Consider the following 23,264-nt stretch of genomic DNA (forward strand, 5'->3'; position numbering starts at 1 on the left):
CCTTCTGGAGGAACTCGGTCAACTGTGGGAGCGAGCCTGCTCGCGATAGCGTCCTCGAATACGCCAATTATTCCTGAGGTTTAGCAGCCGCCTGCCAAAGAATCTCGGCAACCCCCTGCCGCTTGGCTATCACCCTCGCCACCACAAACAACACATCCGACAGCCGATTGATATACGCCAAGCCAACCCCGGCCAACGGTTCAATCGCATTCAACTGCTGACACCGCCGCTCCGCGCTGCGCGCCAGGCTTCTGCACACATGGGCCTGGGCAATCAGCGCTGAACCTCCCGGCAGAATGAAGTTCTCCAGCGGCCCCAACTCCTCATTCCACAGATCGATCGCCGTTTCCAGCCGTTCGATTTCCGCTGCATTCAACGCCTGATACTCCGGCATCGCCAACTCGCCGCCGAGGTCGAACAACCGATGCTGGCAAGGCGCCAAAACCTCAATCACCTCGTTCAAACCCGGATTCGCAGCACTTTCTGCGGCCAATCCGGCCAGCAGCACGCCCACTTGGCTGTTCAGCGTATCGACTTCGCCAATGGCCTCGATCCGCGGGTGGTTCTTGGGCACGCGGCGACCATCGCCGAGTCCGGTTTCGCCTTTGTCGCCGGTGCGGGTGTAAATCTTCGACAAGCGAAAGCCCATGGGTTACCTCGATAGCTGATTGAGTTCTTGAGAGATGACGGGGGAGCCGGCCAGCGGCAGGCGCAAGGTGAAACAGGTGCCTTGGCCCGGCGTCGATTGCACCTCCATCTGCCCCTTGTGGTTATTGGTGATGATGAAATACGAGACCGACAAGCCAAGGCCTGTGCCCTGACCGATTTCCTTGGTGGTGAAGAACGGCTCGAAGGTGCGTTTGCGCACGTTCTCGCTCATGCCGATGCCGTTGTCCTCGACCTGGATTTCGGCCCACGGCGGATTCAGCCGGGTGCGCAGAATGATTCGCCCGGGTTCACTGTCGTCTTCACGTTGGTGAATGGCCTGGGCGGCGTTTTTCAACAAATTGAGCAGCACTTGTTCCAGTTCGTTGGCCGTGCCGGGCACCGGGCCCAGCGCAGGGTCGAACTGACGGATGATCGCCTGGCCCTTGAAGTCGAAACCGATGGCCAGGTCGAAGTCGTTACCGGCGATTTCCACCGCCTGATCGATCAGCGCCGGCAGGTCGCACGGGGCCATTTGCCGGGTGCTGCGGCGACTGAAGCTGAGCATGTGCGTGACAATCTTCGCCGCCCGGGCGCCAGCCTGTTGAATGCCATCAAGCAACTGCGGTACTTCGCGCAATTGCAGGTATTTGTTGACCGTGTCCAGGGAAATGCCGGCTAGCTCAGCCTGTTCGAGGTTCTTCGGCAAGTCAGGTGACAGGCGTCGCCGAATGTTCTGTACGTTGTGCAGGATCGCGCCCAACGGATTGTTGATCTCGTGGGCCATGCCCGCGGCGAGGCCACCGACCGAGAGCATTTTTTCTGACTGCACCATCATCTCTTCCAGCGACAGACGCTGGGTGATGTCATCGATCCGGATCACCACGCCGCGCCCGGCGCCGCCCATCAGCGGGTAGAAGGTCAGGGCGTAATGCTTGGGTTCATCGTCCTTGAACCAGGTCACGCGCTCGATCTTCGCCACGGTGTGCTGCTCGACGGTTTGCTTGAGCTGCGGCAGAAATGGCTTCAAGGGTTCGAAGGCGAGGAAGATCGGCTGGTTCAAGGCTTCGTCCAGACGTGTGCCGGACAGCGCACTGGCTTCCTGATTCCACTGGGTCACGTAGAGCTGCTCATCAAGGGCGATCAGGGCCGACGGCATGGAGTCGATGATGCTGTTGAGGTAGTTCTGGAAACCGGTAAGTTTTTTCTCGATCTTGCTGCGCACCTGGACTTCGAGTTCCAGCTTGCGATTGGTGTGGCGGGTTTCTTCGGCCAGGCCTTGCGCCTGATCGTAAGCCGCCTGGGAATCGTCCCGGGCCCGTTTGAGCTGCTGCTCCCGGGCTTCGATCCGCGAGAGCATGGTGTTGAAGGCCTCGGCGAGGCTGCCGATTTCGTCGTGGTTGCCACGGGAGGCGCGCAGGGCGTAGTTTTCTTCGCGGGTCACTTGCCGAGACAGCTCTTCGAGCTGATGGATCGGCCGGGTAATCAGGCGCTTGATCTGCCGGGCGATCACCAGCCATAACAGCACACTGAAGATCAGAATGCCGAGACTGGCAGTCAGGGTCCCGGTGTAGAACGCCATTGGCAGTTCACTGCTGGCCACCAACAACAGGTGGCCCGGCGCGGTGCCAGGGCGGGGCAGGGTGATGATCTGATTGCTGCGAAACTCGGTGGCCTGCCAGGCTTCGATATGCCGATAGCGTTCTGGCAGTTGCAGCTTCTCGCCATGTTGCAATTGCGCCAATCGCTCACCCTTGCCGTCATACAAGGCCGCCGCCCGCAGCGGTGAATAGCTATTGAGTTCGTTGAGCAGGCGTTCCGCGCTTTGCGGCGACTTCAAGGCGTCGGCCACCAGGCTCGGGTTGGACACCAGTCGGCCGATGGTCTGCAAGGCCTGGGGCGCCATGCTTTCCTGAGAGATGTAATACGCGGCGCTGATAAAGGTCAGGTTGGCGACCAGCAGGATGGTGATCAACAGCACGAGCAGGGCGGCCAGCAGTTTCTGGCCGACCGGAAGGTTTTCGAGACGCTGGCGCAATGGCATCAGGTTCATCGCTGAAAAGGAACAAGTGGCCAGCGTAGCCGCTGCTCAGTCGCTGGGCAATCCAAGGCTTTGAAGATGGGCAATCAGCCGCTGCTGTAATTGATTGAGGTGGGGCAGGTTCAACTGGTGCCGCGAGGCCACTTTGCAGACATAGCCCAGCAGATAGCTGATTTCGGTTCGGCGCTGGCTTGCGACGTCCTGGTGCATCGAGGAGTAATTGGCCGCGGTGGCATGGATCACCCGTTCGACTTCCTGCTGCAGGTCCTCGGCGGCTGCCGGCTGACCGCAGCGTTCCAGCAAGTCGCTCAGTTCAACGCAAAGGGTGGCGACTTCGCAGTGGTGTTCCTGCAAGCCACCGTTGCGGCAATCGTGCAGCACGGTCAGCGGATTGATCGCACAGTTGAGCGCCAGTTTGCGCCACAGCCTCGTGAGAATGTCGGTGCTCCATTCGTGAGGAATACCGGCGGCAGTCAAGTCGTCCAGCCAGATCGGCGCGACCGGATGACCGGCATCCCCCAGCCAGGTGTAGCCGTGACCGGCGAACACCACACGCCAGTCGCCATCGCGAAACGCGCCTTCGGTGCTTGAGGCGCATACACAACGCGCTTGGGGAGCCTGCGCGGCGACGGCGTCCTGGCTACCGAGGCCGTTCTGCAACAGGATCAGTTCGGCATCAGGCGCCAGGCGCGGCGCCAGTTGCGCCACGGCCTTTTCGGCATCGTAGGCTTTGCACGCCACCAGCAGACGGTGGATCGGCTCGTTGCCGTGGGGTGTTTCACCGGGGATGTCATAGGTGCTGGCTTCGCCGTGTTCCACCAGCGTCAGCCCTCCGGCCGCCTGATAAGCCTGCAAGCGTTGCTCATCGCGCAGGATCAACCGGACCGGCACCCCGGCCCGCGCCAGGCGGGTGGCCCACAAGGTGCCGAGGCTGCCGGCGCCCAATACATGCCAGGTGGTGGACATCAGCTTTTTGCTCGGTTTGGCACAGGCATGTGAGGCTCGCAGTATCGGTTGGAAAAGACCCGTTATAATGAGCCCGATTTTAACCGCAAGCCAAGCGCGCGCCATCGCTATCGAGCGCGCCTTTTATTGGAGAGATTACATGCCGTCGTTCGACGTGGTATCCGAACTGGACAAACACGAAGTCACCAACGCGGTCGAGAACGCCGTCAAGGAACTCGATCGCCGTTATGACCTGAAAGGCAAGGGCACCTTTGAATTCAAGGAAAAGGACCTGACCGTCAACCTGACCGCCGAGGCTGACTTCCAGCTCGAGGCGATGATCGAGATACTCAAGCTGGCCCTGGTCAAGCGCAAGATCGACGTGCAGTGCCTTGAAGTCAAGGATGCCTACGCGTCGGGCAAGCTGATGAAACAGGAAGCCGTCCTCAAGGAGGGCATCGACAAAGAGCTGGCGAAGAAAATCGTCGCTCACGTCAAGGACGCCAAGCTCAAGGTTCAGGCCGCCATTCAGGGCGAGCAAGTGCGCATCACCGGTAAGAAACGTGATGATTTGCAGGAGGCGATTGCAGCTCTGCGCGCCAAGACTTTCGATATGCCGCTGCAGTTCAACAACTTCCGCGACTGACCTAGCAATGCGGGAACCCTGTGGGAGCGAGCCTGCTCGCGAAAGCGGTGGGTCATTCATTGGTGATGTCGACTGATCTGCCCTCTTCGCGAGCAGGTCGGATCGCCGCACCGTCGCTCCCACCCGGATTGTGCTTAACCCAGGAGAAAATAGATGGATTTGAATACCGAAGTGGACAACCTGGTCAGGGCATCCCAAGCCTGGATCCCGATGATCATGGAGTACGGCAGCCGCGTGCTGCTGGCAGTCATCACGCTGGCAGTCGGATGGTGGTTGATCAGCAAGGTGGCGCAAAAGCTTGGCGGCCTGCTGGCGTTGCGTAATGCCGACCTCGCGCTGCAAGGTTTCATCAGCAGTCTGGCGAACATTATTCTCAAGGTTTTGCTGGTAGTCAGCGTGGCATCAATGATCGGCGTGGAAACCACTTCGTTCGTGGCGGCCATTGGTGCGGCGGGTCTGGCCATCGGTCTGGCCTTGCAGGGCAGCCTGGCAAACTTTGCCGGCGGCGTGCTGATTCTGTTGTTCCGTCCATTCCGCATCGGTGACTGGATCGAAGCCCAAGGCGTTGCCGGTACGGTCGACAGTATCCAGATTTTCCACACCGTACTGCGCACTGGCGATAACAAGACCATCATTGTGCCTAACGGCAACTTGTCGAACGGTATCATTACCAATACAAATCGTCAGCCAACCCGCAAAGTTGTATTTGATGTGGGCGTGGACTACGAAGCGGACTTGCAGAAGGCCCGTGAAGTGTTGCTGGATTTGGCCAAAGATGAACGCATCCTGGCAGAACCTGCACCACAAGCCGTTATTTCGACCCTGGGAGACAGTTCGATTACTGTTTCGCTGCGTGTTTGGGTGAAGACCGCGGATTACTGGGATGTGATGTTCATGTTCAATGAACAGTCCCGTGATCGTTTGAAAGCGGCGGGTATCGATATTCCGTTTCCACAGCGGGTTATTCGTGTGGTTCAGGAAGCAGCCGTGTAGTAACAACGTTTTTTACTTGGCTGTTCGGTCAAGTTAAACGCACAAGCCCGGGCATCGATAGGTGCCTGGGTTTTTTTCGGCTGCCACTTGAGGAATGTTAGCTGCCTACTGTTATTCATGTGAACGTTATTAGCCTGCTTACGAATTGAAAACCGGGCAGGCATAAAAAAACCGCCCACCTGACCAGGTGAGCGGTTTTTTTATTGCAGATTTGAGGCTATCGAACTACCGCTGAGAAATTACAAGATGCTCAGTGGGTATTCGACGATTAAGCGGGTGTCGTTGTTGTCGTTGCCGTTGATGGCGTTGTAAGCGGAGTTTGTACGGTAGATCGCGCTACGTAGGCGGAAAGACAGGTCTTTGGCTGGGCCGCTTTGCATAACGTACTTGGTTTCGAAGTCGAACTCGTGCTCTTTACCTTCTTCGGCGCCAGTGGTGATGTTGTCACCCCGGACGTAACGAGTCATGAAGCTCAGGCCAGGAACGCCATAGGTTTTCATGTTCAGGTCGTAGCGAGCCTGCCACGAACGCTCGTCTTGACCGTTAAAGTCAGAGTACTGAATGGAGTTGGCGAGGAAGATGGTACCGCCGCCGTCAACGCCATAAACGTAGCCGGTATCACCAGTAGAGCGTTGGTGTGCCACGGTGAACTTGTGGGCGCCGATGCTATAGGCAGCAGAGAGGGACCAGATGCGGTTGTCAACATCACCGCTCAGCTCTTGACCCTGGCTCTTGGAACGATAGCCGTTGAAGTCAAAGTTCAGGGACTGATCTTCGTTGATCGGCAGGGTGTAGTTGGCGTTGATGTATTGCTTCTTGAAGTAGTCATCTACATCGGAAGCTGCCACGCCAGCTACAAAGTTTTCGGTGAACTGGTAGGTCGCGCCGGCAATGTTGGCACTGGTCAGGCCTGGGTTGTGAGGTCCGTTGATGCTGTCACGGCCCATGCCAGTCTGCGAACTCAGGGCGCTGAAACGACCTGCGGTCAGCTCCAGCCCTTTGATTTCTTTACTGGTGATGATGGTGCCGGTAGCAACTTCTGGCAGCAGACGGCTGTCGTCTGTGGAGAAGACAGGGCTGGCAACGTATTGGTTACCATATTTCAGGACAGTGTCGGACAGACGGAACTTAACTGCACCGCCAGCCTTGGATTGGGTGTCTTCTGGGCGGCCTTCGCTGTCGCGACCAAACATGCCATTACCGGTGCGGCCACGGCCACTGTCCAGTTTGACCATGGCATTGACCAAGGCATCCACACCGAAGCCTACGGTGCCCTGAGTGAAGCCCGACTCATAAGTGGTACGTACGCCGAGGCCAGTCTCTTCGCGATAACTTTGCGAAGTGCTAGGGTTGTTTTTGAAATCACGGTTCATGTACAGCATACGGCTATGAACATTCAGACTCTGATCTTCAAAAAAGCCCTTGGATTCCTCTTGAGAAGACGCCATTGCGAACTGCGAGGTACTAGCCGAAACAGCCAGTGCGATCATGCTCCACTTCATCACGCGCATCGTGATTTGCTCCTTTGGTTTTTAGAAGAGTACTGCCGTCCCACCTGTTTTTTTATCTGGGCGGCTCTTTCTTTTTGTGTCGGCGCAAACTTATATCACGCCGACCATGTTGGCGATACTTGCGTATCTAACCTTTCAGCTTCTTTACGACCCTGTCGCAAACAGCTTGGTAGATGTCGCAAATTTACTGCCTAGACGCAAGCGGATTGGCAACTTTAACGTTGTTTTCCAAGGCTTGTGCATCGCTAAAAAGAGTCCCTGGTGAAACGTTTGAATCTCCATTGGGCAACCCTGCCGCTGTTTTTATTGGCCTTGAGGCTTCCACTTCCAGCGGAGGCTTCCAAAGCTATGTGGGTGTGAATGCAACAAGCGTGCACAAACCAGAATTCTGTAGCTGTTTTTTTCTGGAAACCTGCCTGTCGCTATAAAAACCTCATGAAACCGGGGGCTTCAAGCGTGTTTTTTGTACGCTTGACGCCGTGCATTGCATGGTGTTGCACACTGAAACGGAAAGCGTGACAACGAAAAATGTTACCGGTTCACCCCTCGTTGAGTAATTCTCGGATGCTGACGCACTCAGCGTAGACGCACTGTGCGGTTTTGGTGCAAAAAATCTTAATCACTGTGCTGATATCAAACAGTGCGGTAACGGACTCATCTGGAACTTTTCATTGGTTATCAGTCATTTCAGCATTTTTGGCGTGGTCTGCGGTTCTGTAATGGTGCGCCGTGAGCAAAAAAGGCCCATTTAGGGGCGCTCTTGCGGCGTGAAGGCAGTGGCGTTCACGGGTATGCTGGCGTCCTGTCGCTTGGTGCGCAGCCTGTCAGGATGGGCGCTAAGCTGAAAATGATGACCTGGCGGGAGTGCGCGCGGTGTTCGCTTTAGATCCACGACTTCAACAAGACACGCTACCGATTGGCGATTTCCCGCTTTGCCGGTTGCTGTTATCCAATGATTCGAACTACCCCTGGTTCATCCTGGTGCCACGCCGTGAAGATATCAGTGAGATATTTCAGTTAGGTGTCGCAGATCAACAGCAGCTGTGGCAGGAAACGACCGCGCTGGCGGAACTGCTCAAGGATTCGTTCGACGCCGACAAGCTGAATGTCGCGGCGCTGGGTAATGTCGTCAGTCAGTTGCACATGCATGTCATTGTGCGCAAGCGTGAGGACGCCGCCTGGCCAGCCCCGGTCTGGGGCAAACACCCGGCCGTGCCTTACAGCGCAGCGCAAATTGCGGCCATTCGCGAGCGCCTGCGTCTGCTGTTAACCGAACATTTCACGTTTCTGGAGGGTTGAATCATGAGCCTGGAAGATCGCGTTACCGATCTGGAGAGCCAACTGGCGTTTCAGGATGACACCATCCAGTCATTGAGTGATGTGCTGGCAACGCAGCAGCGCGCCGTTGAACGCCTGCAATTGCAGATGGCTGCATTGCTCAAGCGCCAGGAAGAAATGGCCGGGCAGTTCGAAACCTTCGAGGAAGAAGCACCTCCGCCTCATTATTGAAACCGCAGGCAATAAAAAACCGCGAGCAGCTCAGCTGCTCGCGGTTTTTTTTAGCCTTGAATCAGCGACGCGGCAATGCAGCGATCACATCTTCGGCTTGCAGCCCTTTGTCACGATTCATGACAGAGAACTCCACGCGCTGGCCTTCAACCAGAACACGGTGACCTTCGCCACGAATGGCCCGGAAATGCACGAAAATATCATCGCCGGAATCACGGGAAATAAAGCCGAAGCCTTTGGAGGTGTTGAACCACTTGACGGTGCCGGTATCGCGGTTGCTCATGTCGTAGCTTGGCGAGGCGGCGGCCGGCGAGGATTTGTAGAAGCTGATAGCCAGGTGCAGGAGAACGGCGATCAGTGCAGCCACCAGGCTGAACAGGACGGCAGGTTGACCGGCGATGACAGGCATCGGCGCGAGCAACGTCAGGGTTTGCAGGACGACGGCCAGGACCAGCAGGGCGCTGACCAGGTTTTGCAGTTGGTGACGAGGACCTTTGTTCCAGTAAGGGATAACCGGAGCGAGGGTCAGGTTAAGCAGGCCGAAAAAGGCCAGGTACAGCGCAGCGGGTTGTTGCAGGTAAGGAGCAGCTTCGGGTTGCAGGCTAGGGATGAAGGACAGCAGCAAAGCTGCTGCGCCCATTAGCAGGTGGACGATTTTCAACATTTTGATTAACTCACGTTAAGACGGATCACAAGGAAGAGCTGATGGAGCACGGTTCGCTTCAGAACAATAAGAGGCGTTGGACACGTACCCGGTACCAGCCTATGCGCAGCCCCCGAAAAATAGGCGGTCGCGACACACGGTCTATTTAACAGCAAAGCCTGCAGCTACTCAAATCAGGCAGTCCAGCGGTGCTTCGCGGGGCGATTTGTCGCAGGTCATTGTGCAATTCCGGGCGGCGAGGGGGTGGCAGGCTTGCTAGAGTGGTCCTGCACCTGTTGGATGAACTCATCACCTTTAGGGGAAAAACATGGCAATCGATATCGGTATCAGTGAAGAGGACCGCAAGTCCATCGTTGACGGGCTTTCGCGTCTGCTGTCGGACACTTATGTGCTGTATTTGAAAACCCATAACTTCCATTGGAACGTCACCGGTCCCATGTTTCGGACCCTGCACCTGATGTTCGAGGAGCAATACAACGAGTTGGCCCTGGCCGTCGATTCGATTGCCGAGCGCATTCGCGCCCTCGGGTTTCCTGCCCCCGGCGCCTATTCGATTTATGAGCGGCTGTCTTCTATTAAAGAAGAAGCCGGTGTGCCGAGCGCTGAAGACATGATCAAGCAGCTTGTCGATGGGCAAGAGGCGGTCACCCGTACCGCCCGCGGAATCTTTCCGCTGCTGGAAAAAGTCAGCGACGAGCCGACGGCTGATCTGCTGACCCAGCGCATGCAAGTCCACGAAAAAACCGCATGGATGCTGCGGTCTCTGCTGGATCAGTAATATCGTCACTACGCGAATGACGCCCGTCGGGTGTTATTCGCGGTCTTTTGCCTTCTTCAAATCGCTTTTAAGCTCGTTAAAAATCGTCTGGCGGCGTAGGAAAATAGCCGGCCTAGGACGCTCTCCATGATCGCCCTTCAGTTGTTGGCTTATCCTACGTCGATGGTCATAAAGTCATCTGGATATACCTTTGCGCCTGCGCTTTTATAGGGCCACGGAGAGTGCTCTTAAAGAAGGCAAGGATGACAAAGGAGTGTCAATGATATGGATTACGAAGACAGGCGAAGCGAGGGGAGGGTCAGTCCGGTCAAGGAGATAAGGATTGATCCATTTGTCAGCGAATTTGATATGGGGCTGGCCCGGCCTTTATCCCGGTCGGTGCGGTTGAACGGCTTTGCCACCTGCTTGCGGCTGGAGCAGGTGTACTGGGATATTCTGGGCGATATGGCCAAGGTCAATTGTTGTACGGTCAGTGCGCTGCTGTCCCATGTGGATCGCGAAGTGCACTTGCGTCATGGCGGGGTCAAGAACTTTACCGGGCTGGTGCGGGTTGTCTGCGTCGTGCACAGCCTGAAAGAAGGGGGCAGCGTCGCAATGCCCTAGCCACGCAGGTGATCGGACAGAGTGTCAGTCTGTGCAGTCTTACGGCTGCACAGGCTGCATTTAATGGATATAATCCCGCTCTTTGCCGCAAAACCCAGCGTGCGCGGTAGCAATCTGATCGCCGAGACAACCCCCATGCCGATGTACGACTATCAATGTGCTTCCTGTGGTCATCAGTTGGAAGCCATTCAAAAGATCAGCGCAGCACCGCTGGTCGACTGCCCTGCCTGCCAGGCGCCAGAGCTTAAAAAGATGCTGTCCATGCCGGGCTTCCGCCTTAGCGGCACCGGCTGGTACGAAACCGATTTCAAGACCGGTTCCAAGAAGAATCTGGCCGGCGGCGACAAAGCTGACTAAGGTCTGGAACCTGAGTTGAACGACACGCGCGAGCTCTTGCAACACCTGCAAGGCCTCCAACCGAATTTCGATTACGAGAAGTGAAACCACTACCATGATGCGCAGCCATTATTGCGGCCAACTGAACGAAGCCCTGGAAGGCCAGGAAATTACCCTTTGCGGATGGGTGCACCGTCGCCGTGACCACGGTGGGGTGATTTTCCTCGATATTCGTGATCGTGATGGTCTGGCCCAGGTGGTTTTCGACCCGGACCGCGCCGAGAGCTTCGCCGCCGCCGATCGCGTGCGCAGCGAATACGTCGTGAAGATCACCGGCAAGGTTCGCCTGCGTCCGGCGGGTGCCACCAACGCCAACATGGCGTCGGGCATGATCGAAGTGCTGGGCTATGAACTGGAAGTGCTGAACGAGTCGGAAACCCCGCCGTTCCCGCTGAACGAGTTCTCCGACGTCGGTGAAGAAACCCGCCTGCGCTATCGCTTCCTCGACCTGCGTCGCCCGGAAATGCTCGAGAAGCTGCGTCTGCGTTCGCGCATGACCACCAGCATCCGTCGCTTCCTCGACGAAAACGGCTTCCTCGACGTCGAGACGCCGATCCTGACCCGTGCCACGCCAGAAGGCGCTCGCGACTACCTGGTGCCGAGCCGTACCCACGCCGGTAGCTTCTTCGCCTTGCCGCAATCGCCGCAGCTGTTCAAACAACTGTTGATGGTCGCCGGCTTCGACCGTTACTACCAGATTGCCAAGTGCTTCCGCGACGAAGACCTGCGCGCCGACCGTCAGCCGGAATTCACCCAGATCGACATCGAGACCAGCTTCCTCGATGAAAAAGAGATCATGGCCATCACCGAACAAATGATCCGCAACCTGTTCAAGGAAGTGCTGGACCTTGAGTTCGGCGACTTCCCGCACATGACCTTCGAAGAAGCCATGCGTCGTTACGGTTCCGACAAGCCTGACCTGCGCAACCCGCTGGAACTGGTTGACGTTGAAGACCAGCTGAAAGACGTCGACTTCAAGGTGTTCAGCGGCCCGGCCAACGACCCGAAGTGCCGTATTGCCGCCCTGCGCGTTCCAGGCGCTGCGAGCATGCCGCGCAAGCAGATCGACGACTACACCAAGTTCGTCGGCATCTACGGTGCCAAGGGCCTGGCGTACATCAAGGTCAACGAGCGCGCCAAAGGTGTTGAAGGCCTGCAGTCGCCAATCGTCAAGAACATCCCTGAAGCCAACCTCAACGTGATCCTCGATCGTGTTGGCGCGGTCGATGGCGACATCGTGTTCTTCGGCGCCGACAAAGCCAAGATCGTCAGCGAAGCCCTGGGCGCGCTGCGGATCAAGGTCGGCAACGACCTGGACCTGCTGACCTGCAAGTGGGCGCCGATGTGGGTTGTCGACTTCCCGATGTTCGAAGAGAACGACGACGGCAGCTTCACCGCCTTGCACCACCCGTTCACCGCGCCGAAGTGCACCCCGGAAGAACTGGAAGCCAACCCGGCGATCGCTCTGTCACGTGCCTACGACATGGTTCTGAACGGCACCGAGCTGGGTGGCGGTTCGATCCGTATCCACCGCAAGGAAATGCAGCAGACCGTGTTCCGCCTGTTGGGTATCAATGAAGCGGAACAGGAAGAGAAGTTCGGCTTCCTGCTCGATGCCCTGAAATACGGCGCGCCGCCGCACGGTGGCCTGGCTTTCGGCCTGGACCGTCTGGTCATGCTGATGACCGGCGCCCAGTCGATTCGTGAAGTGATCGCTTTCCCGAAAACCCAGAGCGCGGCTGACGTCATGACTCAGGCACCGGGTGCTGTAGATGCCAAGGCATTGCGCGAACTGCACATTCGTCTGCGCGAAACACCAAAGGCTGAGTAAAGCTGACCGCAAAGGCGCATCCTTCCGGGATGCGCCTTTTCTTTAGGTCGAGATTTTTTGTTGCTGGCCGACACAACGTGCGCGGCGGGCGATGTTTCAAAGAGAAATTCGGAGCGAGATATGGCGGGTCATTCCAAGTGGGCGAACATCAAGCACCGCAAAGAACGTCAGGATGCCAAGAAGGGCAAGATTTTCACCAAGTGGATTCGTGAGCTGACCGTTGCGGCCCGTCAGGGCGGCGGTGATCCGGGTTCCAACCCGCGCCTGCGCCTGGCGCTGGACAAGGCGCTTGGTGCGAACATGAGCCGCGACATCATTGATCGCGCAGTCGCCCGCGGTGCCGGTGCAGCCGATACCGACGACATGGTTGAACTGACCTACGAAGGCTACGGCCCGGGTGGCGTGGCGGTGATGGTCGAGTGCATGACCGATAACCGTAACCGCACCGCAGCTGCTGTTCGCCATGCGTTCAGCAAGTGCGGTGGCAACCTGGGGACTGACGGTTCGGTGGCTTATCTGTTTGAGCGCAAGGGGCAGATTTCCTTCGCGCCAGGTGTCGATGAAGACGCGCTGATGGAAGCGGCCATGGAAGCTGACGCCGATGACGTGGTCACCCATGAAGACGGTTCGATTGACGTGTTCACCTCGTTCGCCGGCTTCTACTCCGTGCGTAACGCGCTGGAAGCGGCAGGTTTCAAAGGTGATGATGCGGAAATCGTGATGCTGCCGACCACCAGCGCTGAACTGGACCTGGAAGGCGCCGAGAAGGTGCTCAAGCTGATCGACATGCTTGAAGACCTGGATGACGTGCAGAACGTCTACTCCAACGCGGATATTCCAGAGTCGGTGGCCGCACAGCTGGGTTGATTGATCTGCAATACTCTTGAAGCCGGAAGTGCAGGCGGTGATGTTTCACCGCCAGGCATGTCCGGCTTCTGCCTTTACGCCGAGCAATCAATTGCCGGCAGGCATCATTTTTGAGCTGCAGGCGTTATGACTTTAATTCTTGGTATCGACCCCGGTTCGCGCATCACCGGTTATGGCGTGGTACGCGATACCGGGCGTGGTTGCGTGTATGTGGCGTCGGGCTGCATTCGCACCGGGTCCGGCGAACTGCATGAGCGTCTGCAAATCGTTTATCGCGGGGTGCGTGAAGTCATCCAGACCTACGGCCCGGTGACCATGGGCATCGAAAAAGTCTTTATGGCGCGTAATGCCGACTCTGCCCTCAAGCTTGGTCAGGCCCGGGGCGCCGCGATCGTGGCGGGTGCCGAAGAAAGCCTGGAAATCGCTGAGTACACCGCAACCCAGGTCAAACAAGCAGTGACCGGCACCGGTGCCGCCAATAAAGAGCAAGTGCAGATGATGGTCATGCACATGCTGAAATTGACCAGCAAGCCGCAAATCGATGCTTCGGATGCCCTGGCCATTGCCATTTGCCACGCGCATACCCGTTCCAGCCTGTTGCCCCATGGCCTGGGAACGGCACGCAGTCGTGGCGGGCGCCTGCGTCTCTGATAGCATCAGCAATCATTTTTAGCGAATGAGGGTTTTGCGCCTGTGTTGTCGGCGCAAACCCCTTGTTCTGTCAGTCGCCAGTCATTGATCTGGCCAACGCTCAAGGATCTGAAACGTGATTGGACGCTTGCGCGGCACACTGGCTGAGAAACAGCCGCCGCACCTGATTCTGGATGTAAACGGTCTGGGGTATGAGCTGGAAGTGCCCATGACCACGCTCTATCGCTTGCCGTCGGTCGGTGAACCACTGACCTTGCACACCCATTTGGTCGTACGTGAAGACGCGCAGTTACTCTATGGCTTCTTCGGCAAGCGTGAGCGAGACTTTTTTCGCGAGTTGATCCGTCTCAATGGTGTGGGGCCGAAATTGGCCCTGGCATTGATGTCGAGCCTGGAAGTGGATGAGCTGGTGCGTTGCGTGCAATCCCAGGACACCTCGGCGCTGACCAAGGTGCCGGGCGTGGGCAAAAAGACGGCCGAGCGTTTACTGGTGGAACTCAAGGACCGCTTCAAGGCTTGGGAAGCCGTGCCGGCGATGTTCGCCCTGGTGCCGAACCAGCCGGGCGGGCCTGATGTGGCGCCGGTTGCCACCGCCGAAAATGACGCGGTCAGCGCGCTGATATCCCTGGGCTACAAGCCGCAGGAAGCCAGCAAGGCGATTTCCGCGATCAAGGAGAAAGGTTTGAGCAGTGAAGACATGATTCGTCGTGCCCTGAAGGGAATGATCTAAGTGATTGAAGCTGATCGTCTGATTGCCGCCACGCCCGGCCCTCGCGACCGCGAGGAAGTCCAGGACCGGGCGATTCGCCCCGTCAGCCTGGCCGAGTACATTGGCCAGCCGACCGTTCGCGAGCAAATGGAGTTGTTCATCCAGGCCGCACGCGGGCGTAACGAGTCCCTGGACCACACGCTGATTTTCGGCCCGCCGGGTCTGGGTAAAACCACCCTGGCCAACATCATCGCCCAGGAAATGGGCGTGTCGATCAAGAGCACTTCGGGCCCGGTGCTTGAGCGCCCGGGTGATCTGGCGGCGCTGTTGACCAACCTTGAACCCCATGACGTGCTGTTTATCGATGAAATCCATCGGCTCTCACCGATCGTCGAGGAAGTGCTGTACCCGGCCATGGAAGATTTCCAGCTCGACATCATGATTGGTGAAGGGCCGGCTGCGCGCTCGATCAAACTGGATCTGCCGCCGTTCACCCTGGTGGGGGCGACGACGCGGGCCGGCATGCTGACCAACCCGTTACGCGACCGCTTTGGCATCGTCCAGCGCCTGGAGTTCTACAACACCGCCGACCTGGCGACGATTGTCAGTCGTTCGGCGAACATCCTCGGCTTGCCGCTGGACCCGGAGGGCGCCTTTGAGATCGCCCGTCGTGCCCGTGGCACGCCGCGGATCGCCAACCGTTTGTTGCGCAGGGTTCGGGATTTCGCCGAAGTGCGTGCCAAGGGCCACATCACCAAACCAATCGCCGACCTGGCCTTGAACCTGCTGGACGTCGACGAGCGTGGCTTCGATCACCAGGACCGGCGCCTGCTGTTGACCATGATCGAGAAGTTCGACGGTGGGCCGGTGGGTGTGGACAGTCTGGCCGCGGCGATCAGCGAAGAGCGTCACACCATTGAAGACGTGCTGGAGCCATATTTGATCCAGCAGGGCTACATCATGCGCACGCCGCGGGGGCGAGTGGTCACTCGGCACGCGTATCTGCACTTCGGTTTAAACATTCCGTCACGATTGGGCGAGATGCCCGTTGTAGACGAGTTCCTCGATGCGGTAGACGATTAATCACCTTTCGGGCCGATTTATTCGGGATTTGCGCGGTCCTAGGATCGTGCTTTTGCCAGAAAGCCGCGAATCAATGAAAAACAGTTACCTGGCCGGATTGGCAACCTGAGGAGTAAGCACTAGAGTATGCGCGCGCAAAACGGGCTTGAGCCTTTCGCACTTCGTTGTCGCGTTTATTACGAGGACACCGATGCGGGCGGCATCGTGTATTACGTCAATTACCTCAAGTTTATGGAACGGGCTCGAACCGAGCGGCTCCGGGATCTGGGCTTTGCCCAGTCCCAGCTGGCAGGAGAGGACCTGTTGTTTGTCGTGCATTCCAGCGAAGCGCGTTATCACGCGCCGGCGCGACTGGACGACGAACTTCTGGTAAGCGCTGAAGTAATCGAATTGAACCGTGTCAGCCTGCGCTTCAAGCAGCAAGTCAGGCGAGCCACGGATAATGCGCTGCTCTGCGAAGGGCAGTTTCTGGTGGCCTGTGTGCGCACTGAAAGTTTAAAACCCCGGGCCATTCCCGAAGCTCTACGTGCGGCCTTTGCCGACGTGAGCGGCGCGGGTACACACTCAAAGCAGGAGATAAAGCGTGGAAGCTAACGTCGTCGACCATTCCTCCATGTGGAGCCTGGTCAGCAATGCCAGTATCGTGGTGCAACTGGTAATGCTGATCCTGGTAGCCGCATCGGTGACCTCATGGATCATGATCTTTCAGCGCAGCAACCTGCTGCGCGCCGGTCGACGTGCCCTGGAGAGCTTTGAAGAGCGCTTCTGGTCCGGCATCGACCTGTCCAAACTCTACCGTCAGGCCGGTAGCAACCCGGACCCGGATTCGGGCGTCGAGCAGATCTTCCGTGCCGGTTTCAAGGAATTCTCCCGTCTGCGTCAGCAGCCAGGCGTTGACCCGGAAGCGGTCATGGAAGGCGTGGCCCGTGCCATGCGCGTCGCCATTTCCCGCGAAGAAGAAAAGCTCGAACAGAGCCTGCCGTTCCTCGCTACCGTCGGTTCCGTCAGCCCGTACATCGGTCTGTTCGGTACGGTCTGGGGGATCATGAACTCCTTCCGTGGCCTGGCCACTGCCCAGCAAGCGACCCTGGCCACCGTGGCTCCGGGTATCGCCGAAGCACTGATTGCTACCGCGATCGGCCTGTTCGCAGCCATCCCGGCCGTTATCGCTTACAACCGTTTCGCTGCTCGCAGTGAAACCCTGCTGGGCCGTTACTACACCTTCGCCGATGAATTCCAGGCGATCCTGCACCGCAAAGTGCACACCAGCGAAGAATAAGCAGGTAATTTCCAATGGCTTTAATCGCTCGAGCTCGCAAAAAGCGCAAGCCGGTTGCCGAGATGAACGTGGTGCCTTACATCGACGTGATGCTGGTGCTGCTGGTCATCTTCATGGTGACCGCTCCGATGCTCAATCAGGGCGTGAAAGTTGATCTGCCCAAGGTTTCCAGCGAAGCCTTGCCGCAGGACAACAACACCCAGGTCCTGACCATTTCGATCAAGGCTGACAAGACCTACTACTGGAACCTTGGCAGCGAAGTCGACACTGAAAAGCAACAGGACAAGGCAATGACCTTGCCGCAGATGACTGACGCGGTGACCAAGATCATTCGCGCCGGTACTGAAGGCGGCAAGCGCACCCAGGTGTTCATACGCGGTGACAAGACCGTCGATTACGGTTCCGTGATGGGCGCCATGGGCGGGTTGCAGAAAGCCGGGGTCGGTAATGTTGGCTTGATTACCGAGGCACCCTGATGCAGCAAATGCGAGAGCCGTCCGCCTCGGAAAGCTACTTCTGGCCTAGTGTCCTGGCGATTGTCTTGCACGTGCTGGTGTTCGGCATGCTGTTCGTCAGTTTCGCCTTCACACCGGAGTTGCCGCCGGCCAAGCCGATTGTCCAGGCGACCTTGTACCAACTGAAATCGAAAAGTCAGGCGACCACCCAGACCAATCAGAAGATTGCGGGTGAGGCGAAGAAATCCGCCGCGCGTCAGACCGAAGTCGAACAGATGGAACAGAAAAAGATCGAACAGGAAGCGATCAAGGCCGCGGAACAAAAGAAGGAAGATGCGGCTCAAAAAGCCGAAGAATCCAAGAAGGCCGACGAGACCAAGAAAGCGGAAGAGGCAAAAAAGGCTGATGAAGCCAAGAAAGCCGATGAAGCGAAGAAGACCGCCGAAGCCAAAAAGGCCGAAGAGAAACAATTGGCTGATATAGCCAAGAAGAAATCTGAAGAAGAAGCCAAGAAAGCGGCTGAAGAAGAGGCCAAGAAAGCGGCCGCTGAAGAAGCCAAGAAAAAGATTGTCGAAGACGCGAAGAAGAAAGCCGCAGAAGACGCCAAGAAGAAATCCGAAGCTGAAGAGGCGAAGAAGAAAGTCGCCGAAGACGCGAAGAAGAAAGCTGCTGCCGATGCTGCGAAGAAAAAATCGCAGGAAGCGGCGCGTAAATCCGTCGATGAGAAAAAAGCTCAGGCCCTGGCCGATCTGCTTTCCGACACGACGGAGCGTCAGCAGGCCTTGGCGGATGAAACGGGTGATGAAGTCGCGGGTAACTTCGACGATTTGATTCGCTCGCGTGCTTCCGAAGGTTGGGCGCAGCCACCGTCGGCCCGCAAGGGCATGAAAGTGATTCTGCAAATCAACATGCTGCCTGATGGAACAATCTCCGGCGTATCGGTTGCCAAGTCCAGCGGTGATGTACCGTTCGACAGTTCAGCGGTAGCGGCGGTAAAAAATATTGGTCGATTGACCGAAATGCAGGGTCTGAAGCCAGCTGATTTCGCACCCTATCGTTCATTCAAGATGACATTCACACCTGAGGATCTAGCCTTGTGAGAAACCTTCTTCGAGGACTGCTTGTCGTCATGTTCTGCTTTGCAGGACTGGCCACAGCAGATGAAAAAAATATCCTGGTCAGCAGTGGTAGCTCCCAGGCAACTCCAATTGCCGTAGTGCCATTCGGTTTCCAGGGCGGCACCGTGCTGCCGGATGACATGGCCGAAATCATCGGCAACGACCTGCGCAACTCGGGTTACTACGCGCCGATTCCAAAGCAGAACATGATCAGCCAGCCGAGCCAGGCCAGCGAAATCATTTTCCGTGACTGGAAGGCGATCAACGCTCAGTACATTATGGTCGGCAGCATCGTTCCAGCGGGCGGTCGCCTGCAGGTTCAATACGCTCTGTTCAACGTTGCCACCGAACAGCAAGTGCTGACCGGCAGCGTGTCGGGCAGCGTCGATCAACTGCGTGACATGGCGCACTACATCGCCGATCAGTCGTTCGAAAAACTCACCGGTATCAAAGGTGCGTTCTCGACACGCCTGCTGTACGTGACGGCCGAACGTTTCTCCGAGAAGAACACGCGCTACACGCTGCAACGCTCGGACTATGACGGTGCCCGCGCCGTGACTCTGCTGCAATCGCGCGAGCCGATCCTGTCGCCGCGTTTCGCACCGGACGGCAAGCGCATCGCTTACGTTTCGTTCGAGCAGAAGCGTCCGCGTATCTTCATGCAGAACATCGACACCGGTCGCCGTGAGCAGATCACCAACTTCGAAGGCCTCAATGGCGCGCCTGCCTGGTCGCCGGATGGCAATCGCCTGGCATTCGTACTGTCGAAAGACGGTAACCCGGACATCTACGTGATGAACCTGGGCTCGCGTCAGATCTCTCGCGTCACCAATGGTCCCGGCATCAACACCGAACCGTTCTGGGGCAAGGATGGTTCGACCATCTACTTCACCTCCGACCGTGGCGGCAAGCCACAGATCTACAAAACCAGCGTCGGTGGTGGCGGTGCGGAACGCGTGACCTTTATTGGTAACTACAACGCCAACCCTAAACTTTCGGCTGATGAAAAGACCCTGGTGATGATTCACCGCCAGGATGGCTTCACTAATTTCAAGGTGGCGGCCCAGGATTTGCAGCGCGGTAGTGTAAAGATCCTCACTGATAGCACTCTGGACGAGTCGCCTACTGTTGCGCCCAACGGCACCATGGTAATCTACGCCACCCGCCAGCAGGGCCGGGGAGTCTTGATGCTCGTGTCCATTAATGGACGCGTAAGGCTCCCGCTTCCTACCGCACAAGGCGAAGTCAGAGAACCTTCCTGGTCCCCTTACCTGAACTGACGCGGCGCTACACGTTTTACTTAACACACTGGGGTTCATTAGGAGTTTCACGATGGAAATGCTGAAGTTTGGTAAATTTGCTGCGCTGGCTCTGGCCATGGCTGTAGCTGTAGGTTGCTCGTCCAAAGGCGGCGACAATGCCGGTGAAGGCGCTGTTGATCCAAACGCTGGTTACGGCGCAAACACTGGTGCCGTTGATGGCTCCCTGAGCGAAGAAGCTGCTCTGCGCGCAATCACCACCTTCTACTTCGAATACGACAGCTCGGACCTGAAGCCAGAAGCCATGCGCGCTCTGGACGTTCACGCCAAAGACCTGAAAGCAAACGGCGCTCGCGTTGTTCTGGAAGGCAACACCGACGAACGTGGTACTCGTGAGTACAACATGGCACTGGGCGAGCGTCGTGCGAAAGCCGTTCAGCGTTACCTGGTACTGCAAGGTGTTTCCCCAGCTCAGCTGGAACTGGTTTCCTACGGCGAAGAGCGTCCAGTTGCTACCGGCAACGACGAGCAGTCCTGGGCTCAAAACCGTCGCGTCGAACTGCGTAAGTAATTCGTCATGCGAACGTGCCGTCGTGCTGTAACTGTTTTGGCTCTCAGCCTCGCACCGCTTGCGGTGTGGGCTGCGGTTCCTGTGGTCGATAACGACTCCGGCTATAACAATAGCGGGAGTAGCAATCCGCCTGCGGGTTACGGTACGAACGGCGCCTATGCCGGGGGAGGGGTTTCGACCCCTGTCTCGGCACAGGGCGTGCTGTTCAACCAATTGCAATCCATGCAGGAGCAGATTTCACGCCAACAGGGTGTGATCGAAGTTCTGCAGAATGATGTAGCGCGCATGAAGCAAGAGAGCCTGGAGCGATATCAGGATCTTGATCGGCGCATAGGAACCGGCGTTGCACCAGCCGCGACTCCTGATAATTCTTCCACCGGTGGCAGTTTGAATGCCCCCGGTGCTGGCGCAGGTGCAGGAGCGGCCGCCGCTCAAGCACCTGCTGCGGGTAGCGAACCGGCTGATCCGGCGAAGGAAAAACTGTATTACGATGCAGCCTTCGACCTGATCAAAGCCAAGGACTTCGACAAGGCCAGTCAGGCTTTTGCCGCATTCCTGCGCAAGTACCCGAACAGCCAGTACGCGGGCAATGCCCAATACTGGTTGGGCGAAGTCAATTTGGCCAAAGGCGATCTGCAAGGTGCAGGTCAGGCATTTGCCAAGGTTTCGCAGCTATACCCCAAGCACCCCAAAGTGCCTGATTCGCTGTACAAGCTGGCTGATGTAGAACGCCGCCTCGGTCACACCGACAAGGTCAAAGGCATTCTGCAACAGGTTGTGTCCCAGTATCCGGGCACTTCCGCTGCGCAGCTGGCCCAGCGTGATCTGCAAAAAATGTAAGGGCTGCTTGACCCGTTTTGAAGAAACCCGCGCCTGTCGCGGGTTTTTTCGTTAGAATTCACGCCCTTTTTCTGAAACACGCTTTTTGGGATCTGCGCGTTGGCGGGGTTCCTTGAAGTGCCTGACGGAGGCGGACAGCCTGTTTAGCTGTTATGCCCGTGGCGACTATGCAAGACACATTGAGAATCACCGAAGTTTTCTACTCGTTGCAGGGTGAAACGCGGACTGCCGGGCTGCCCACAGTTTTTGTGCGCCTGACCGGTTGCCCATTGCGTTGCCAATACTGTGACAGCGCCTACGCGTTCACCGGCGGCACCATTCGCCCCCTCGACGACATCCTCGAGCAAGTGGCCGGTTTCCGTCCGCGTTACGTCTGTGTCACCGGTGGCGAGCCGCTGGCGCAACCCAATGCCATCCCATTGCTGAAGCAGTTGTGTGACGCCGGTTACGAAGTGTCGCTGGAAACCAGCGGCGCGCTCGACATCTCGGCGGTCGATCCACGGGTCAGTCGGGTCGTCGACCTGAAAACCCCGGGTTCGAAAGAAGCACACCGCAACCGCTACGAGAACATCGAACTGCTCACACCCAATGACCAGGTGAAGTTTGTCATCTGCTCGCGGGAAGACTACGACTGGGCGGTGTCCAAGCTGATTCAGTACGGCCTGGACACGCGTGCGGGCGAAGTGCTGTTTTCGCCAAGCCACCATGACCTGAATGCGCGGGACCTGGCTGACTGGGTGGTGGCGGACAACCTGCCAGTGCGTCTGCAATTGCAGCTGCATAAATATCTTTGGAATGACGAGCCGGGGCGCTGAGATGACTGAACAACTGAACACTGCTGAAAAACGTGCGGTCATCCTGCTGTCCGGCGGTCTCGACTCCGCGACGGTCGTGGCCATGGCCCGCGCTGAAGGCTACAGCTGCTACACCATGAGCTTCGACTACGGTCAGCGGTCTCAAGCAGAGTTGCACGCCGCAGAACGAGTCGCCCGCGACCTGGGCGTGGTCGAGCACAAGGTGATCGGCCTCAATTTGAACGGTATGGGCGGCTCGGCACTGACCGACAGCAGCATCGACATTCCTGAAGAGTTGGGGGAAGGCATTCCAGTCACTTATGTGCCGGCGCGCAACACGGTGTTTCTGTCTCTGGCGCTGGGTTGGGCTGAAGTGCTCGGCGCGCGCGACATCTTCATCGGCGTGAACGCGGTGGATTACTCCGGTTACCCGGACTGCCGTCCCGAGTTCATCGAGTCCTTCGAGCGCATGGCCAATCTGGCGACAAAGGCCGGTGTAGAGGGCAATGGCTTCCGCATCCAGGCGCCACTGCAGAACCTCAGCAAGGCACAGATCGTCCAGGCAGGCGTGAAGCTGGGGGTCGATTATGGGCTGACCGTTTCCTGCTATCAGGCGGACGATAATGGTCGTGCGTGCGGCAAATGCGACAGCTGCCGACTGCGTGCAGAAGGCTTTGCAGCGGCCGGCGTGAGCGACCCAACACCTTATTTTTGATTTATTTCAAATTAGGTGTTGAATAGTCCTTAAAAATCAGTATTATACGCGCCACCACACAGCGGGTCGTTAGCTCAGTTGGTAGAGCAGTTGGCTTTTAACCAATTGGTCGTAGGTTCGAATCCCACACGACCCACCATTTTTGTAGCAGTTTTAAAAGTCTGGAAGGCCCACGCAAGTGAGGATTTCCGGATTTTTTTTTGTCCGCGATTTGACCTCGGCTCAACGCGGGGTTGCACCGCGTGACGCAGGTCAGAATCATCTTTTGCATCCACGGGATATTCTGTAGCCTTGCGCAGCTTCACCGATGTCCGTGCCTGATGATACTCACTCTCCCGGCGGTACCCTGAAGGGTCCGGAG

26 protein-coding genes and 1 tRNA gene are annotated in these 23,264 nt (G+C 57.4%); 22 read left to right on the forward strand and 5 right to left on the reverse strand.

Annotated elements, in window-relative coordinates; genetic code table 11:
• Positions 1-67: 67 nt before the first annotated feature.
• From FBY01_RS20370 to FBY01_RS20380, 3 genes are read right to left on the reverse strand one after another with little or no spacing between them, the layout of a single operon-like run.
• On the reverse strand, positions 68-649 hold the full coding sequence (locus tag FBY01_RS20370) for a cob(I)yrinic acid a,c-diamide adenosyltransferase (RefSeq protein WP_145309217.1): 582 nt from the start codon (positions 647-649) through the stop codon (positions 68-70).
• A 3-nt stretch (positions 650-652) separates the two neighbouring features.
• Positions 653-2,689 (reverse strand): HAMP domain-containing sensor histidine kinase, encoded by a 2,037-nt coding sequence (locus FBY01_RS20375; protein WP_042933026.1) that lies wholly within the window; start codon positions 2,687-2,689, stop codon positions 653-655.
• Positions 2,690-2,734: 45 nt separating this feature from the next.
• A complete protein-coding gene (locus FBY01_RS20380) occupies positions 2,735-3,652 on the reverse strand; it encodes a putative 2-dehydropantoate 2-reductase (RefSeq protein WP_145309221.1) in 918 nt (305 codons plus the stop codon).
• A gap of 139 nt (positions 3,653-3,791) precedes the next feature.
• On the opposite strand from FBY01_RS20380, the gene FBY01_RS20385 reads away from it, so the two are divergent.
• Both FBY01_RS20385 and FBY01_RS20395 read left to right on the forward strand, forming a co-directional pair.
• The gene (locus FBY01_RS20385) at positions 3,792-4,277 is read left to right on the forward strand and encodes a YajQ family cyclic di-GMP-binding protein (RefSeq protein WP_007906601.1); all 486 of its coding nucleotides are present in this window, start codon (positions 3,792-3,794) and stop codon (positions 4,275-4,277) included.
• Between the two features lie 153 nt (positions 4,278-4,430).
• On the forward strand, positions 4,431-5,270 hold the full coding sequence (locus FBY01_RS20395; protein ID WP_145309223.1) for a mechanosensitive ion channel family protein: 840 nt from the start codon (positions 4,431-4,433) through the stop codon (positions 5,268-5,270).
• Positions 5,271-5,509: 239 nt separating this feature from the next.
• Here FBY01_RS20395 and FBY01_RS20400 read toward each other — a convergent pair whose 3' ends face one another.
• Positions 5,510-6,781, reverse strand: coding sequence for an OprD family porin (locus FBY01_RS20400; RefSeq protein ID WP_145309225.1), 1,272 nt, complete (start codon positions 6,779-6,781; stop codon positions 5,510-5,512).
• A gap of 873 nt (positions 6,782-7,654) precedes the next feature.
• Here FBY01_RS20400 and FBY01_RS20405 point away from each other — a divergent pair.
• Both FBY01_RS20405 and FBY01_RS20410 read left to right on the forward strand, forming a co-directional pair.
• Positions 7,655-8,080, forward strand: coding sequence for an HIT domain-containing protein (locus tag FBY01_RS20405; RefSeq protein WP_042933027.1), 426 nt, complete (start codon positions 7,655-7,657; stop codon positions 8,078-8,080).
• Between the two features lie 3 nt (positions 8,081-8,083).
• A complete protein-coding gene (locus tag FBY01_RS20410; RefSeq protein ID WP_010457497.1) occupies positions 8,084-8,290 on the forward strand; it encodes a SlyX family protein in 207 nt (68 codons plus the stop codon).
• Positions 8,291-8,351: 61 nt separating this feature from the next.
• Here the strand turns inward: FBY01_RS20410 and FBY01_RS32140 are convergent, their stop codons facing one another.
• Positions 8,352-8,954, reverse strand: coding sequence for a cold-shock protein (locus FBY01_RS32140; RefSeq protein WP_010457494.1), 603 nt, complete (start codon positions 8,952-8,954; stop codon positions 8,352-8,354).
• Between the two features lie 307 nt (positions 8,955-9,261).
• Here FBY01_RS32140 and FBY01_RS20420 point away from each other — a divergent pair, with 307 nt between their 5' ends.
• The 18 genes from FBY01_RS20420 to FBY01_RS20505 all read left to right on the forward strand — a co-directional run bounded on the left by FBY01_RS20420 (position 9,262) and on the right by FBY01_RS20505 (position 23,042).
• Positions 9,262-9,732, forward strand: coding sequence for a Dps family protein (locus tag FBY01_RS20420; RefSeq protein WP_010457493.1), 471 nt, complete (start codon positions 9,262-9,264; stop codon positions 9,730-9,732).
• Positions 9,733-9,996: 264 nt separating this feature from the next.
• Positions 9,997-10,335, forward strand: a complete 339-nt coding sequence (locus tag FBY01_RS20425; RefSeq protein ID WP_010457491.1) for a ribbon-helix-helix domain-containing protein — start codon at positions 9,997-9,999, stop codon at positions 10,333-10,335.
• Between the two features lie 135 nt (positions 10,336-10,470).
• Positions 10,471-10,692, forward strand: a complete 222-nt coding sequence (locus FBY01_RS20430) for an FmdB family zinc ribbon protein (RefSeq protein ID WP_010457489.1) — start codon at positions 10,471-10,473, stop codon at positions 10,690-10,692.
• Between the two features lie 94 nt (positions 10,693-10,786).
• Positions 10,787-12,562: an aspartate--tRNA ligase gene (gene aspS / locus FBY01_RS20435; protein ID WP_042932630.1), complete on the forward strand. Its 1,776-nt coding sequence runs from the start codon at positions 10,787-10,789 to the stop codon at positions 12,560-12,562.
• Between the two features lie 120 nt (positions 12,563-12,682).
• The gene (locus tag FBY01_RS20440) at positions 12,683-13,429 is read left to right on the forward strand and encodes a YebC/PmpR family DNA-binding transcriptional regulator (RefSeq protein ID WP_008072427.1); all 747 of its coding nucleotides are present in this window, start codon (positions 12,683-12,685) and stop codon (positions 13,427-13,429) included.
• Positions 13,430-13,555: 126 nt separating this feature from the next.
• Complete coding sequence (gene ruvC / locus FBY01_RS20445) at positions 13,556-14,080, forward strand: crossover junction endodeoxyribonuclease RuvC (protein WP_008147379.1); 525 nt, start codon at positions 13,556-13,558, stop codon at positions 14,078-14,080.
• 115 nt (positions 14,081-14,195) lie between these two features.
• Positions 14,196-14,810 (forward strand): Holliday junction branch migration protein RuvA, encoded by a 615-nt coding sequence (ruvA, locus tag FBY01_RS20450; RefSeq protein WP_145309227.1) that lies wholly within the window; start codon positions 14,196-14,198, stop codon positions 14,808-14,810.
• Positions 14,811-15,872 carry a Holliday junction branch migration DNA helicase RuvB gene (ruvB, locus tag FBY01_RS20455; RefSeq protein ID WP_008147374.1) on the forward strand — a complete coding sequence of 354 codons (1,062 nt, stop codon included), beginning with the start codon at positions 14,811-14,813 and terminating at the stop codon, positions 15,870-15,872. It begins immediately after the preceding gene.
• A gap of 126 nt (positions 15,873-15,998) precedes the next feature.
• Complete coding sequence (gene ybgC / locus FBY01_RS20460; RefSeq protein ID WP_010457477.1) at positions 15,999-16,466, forward strand: tol-pal system-associated acyl-CoA thioesterase; 468 nt, start codon at positions 15,999-16,001, stop codon at positions 16,464-16,466.
• Positions 16,456-17,151, forward strand: a complete 696-nt coding sequence (gene tolQ / locus FBY01_RS20465) for a protein TolQ (protein WP_008147369.1) — start codon at positions 16,456-16,458, stop codon at positions 17,149-17,151. The genes ybgC and tolQ overlap by 11 nt, the downstream gene beginning before the upstream one ends.
• Positions 17,152-17,174: 23 nt before the next feature.
• Positions 17,175-17,627 (forward strand): protein TolR, encoded by a 453-nt coding sequence (gene tolR / locus FBY01_RS20470; RefSeq protein ID WP_161807482.1) that lies wholly within the window; start codon positions 17,175-17,177, stop codon positions 17,625-17,627.
• Complete coding sequence (gene tolA / locus FBY01_RS20475) at positions 17,627-18,706, forward strand: cell envelope integrity protein TolA (RefSeq protein ID WP_010457470.1); 1,080 nt, start codon at positions 17,627-17,629, stop codon at positions 18,704-18,706. The genes tolR and tolA overlap by 1 nt, the downstream gene beginning before the upstream one ends.
• 29 nt (positions 18,707-18,735) lie before the next feature.
• Positions 18,736-20,004 (forward strand): Tol-Pal system beta propeller repeat protein TolB, encoded by a 1,269-nt coding sequence (tolB, locus tag FBY01_RS20480; RefSeq protein ID WP_187699818.1) that lies wholly within the window; start codon positions 18,736-18,738, stop codon positions 20,002-20,004.
• Between the two features lie 52 nt (positions 20,005-20,056).
• Positions 20,057-20,554 carry a peptidoglycan-associated lipoprotein Pal gene (gene pal / locus FBY01_RS20485; RefSeq protein ID WP_003178634.1) on the forward strand — a complete coding sequence of 166 codons (498 nt, stop codon included), beginning with the start codon at positions 20,057-20,059 and terminating at the stop codon, positions 20,552-20,554.
• A 6-nt stretch (positions 20,555-20,560) separates the two neighbouring features.
• A complete protein-coding gene (gene ybgF, locus FBY01_RS20490) occupies positions 20,561-21,394 on the forward strand; it encodes a tol-pal system protein YbgF (protein WP_145309229.1) in 834 nt (277 codons plus the stop codon).
• A 167-nt stretch (positions 21,395-21,561) separates the two neighbouring features.
• Positions 21,562-22,209, forward strand: a complete 648-nt coding sequence (gene queE, locus FBY01_RS20495; protein WP_077748728.1) for a 7-carboxy-7-deazaguanine synthase QueE — start codon at positions 21,562-21,564, stop codon at positions 22,207-22,209.
• Between the two features lies 1 nt (position 22,210).
• Entirely contained in the window at positions 22,211-22,903 is a 693-nt protein-coding gene (queC, locus tag FBY01_RS20500; protein ID WP_145309231.1) for a 7-cyano-7-deazaguanine synthase QueC, read from the forward strand.
• Between the two features lie 63 nt (positions 22,904-22,966).
• Positions 22,967-23,042: transfer RNA gene (locus tag FBY01_RS20505), tRNA-Lys, on the forward strand.
• Positions 23,043-23,264: the final 222 nt, after the last annotated feature.

Source organism: Pseudomonas sp. SJZ077, assembly GCF_007993905.1.
In the GTDB taxonomy this organism is placed as follows: domain Bacteria; phylum Pseudomonadota; class Gammaproteobacteria; order Pseudomonadales; family Pseudomonadaceae; genus Aquipseudomonas; species Aquipseudomonas mandelii.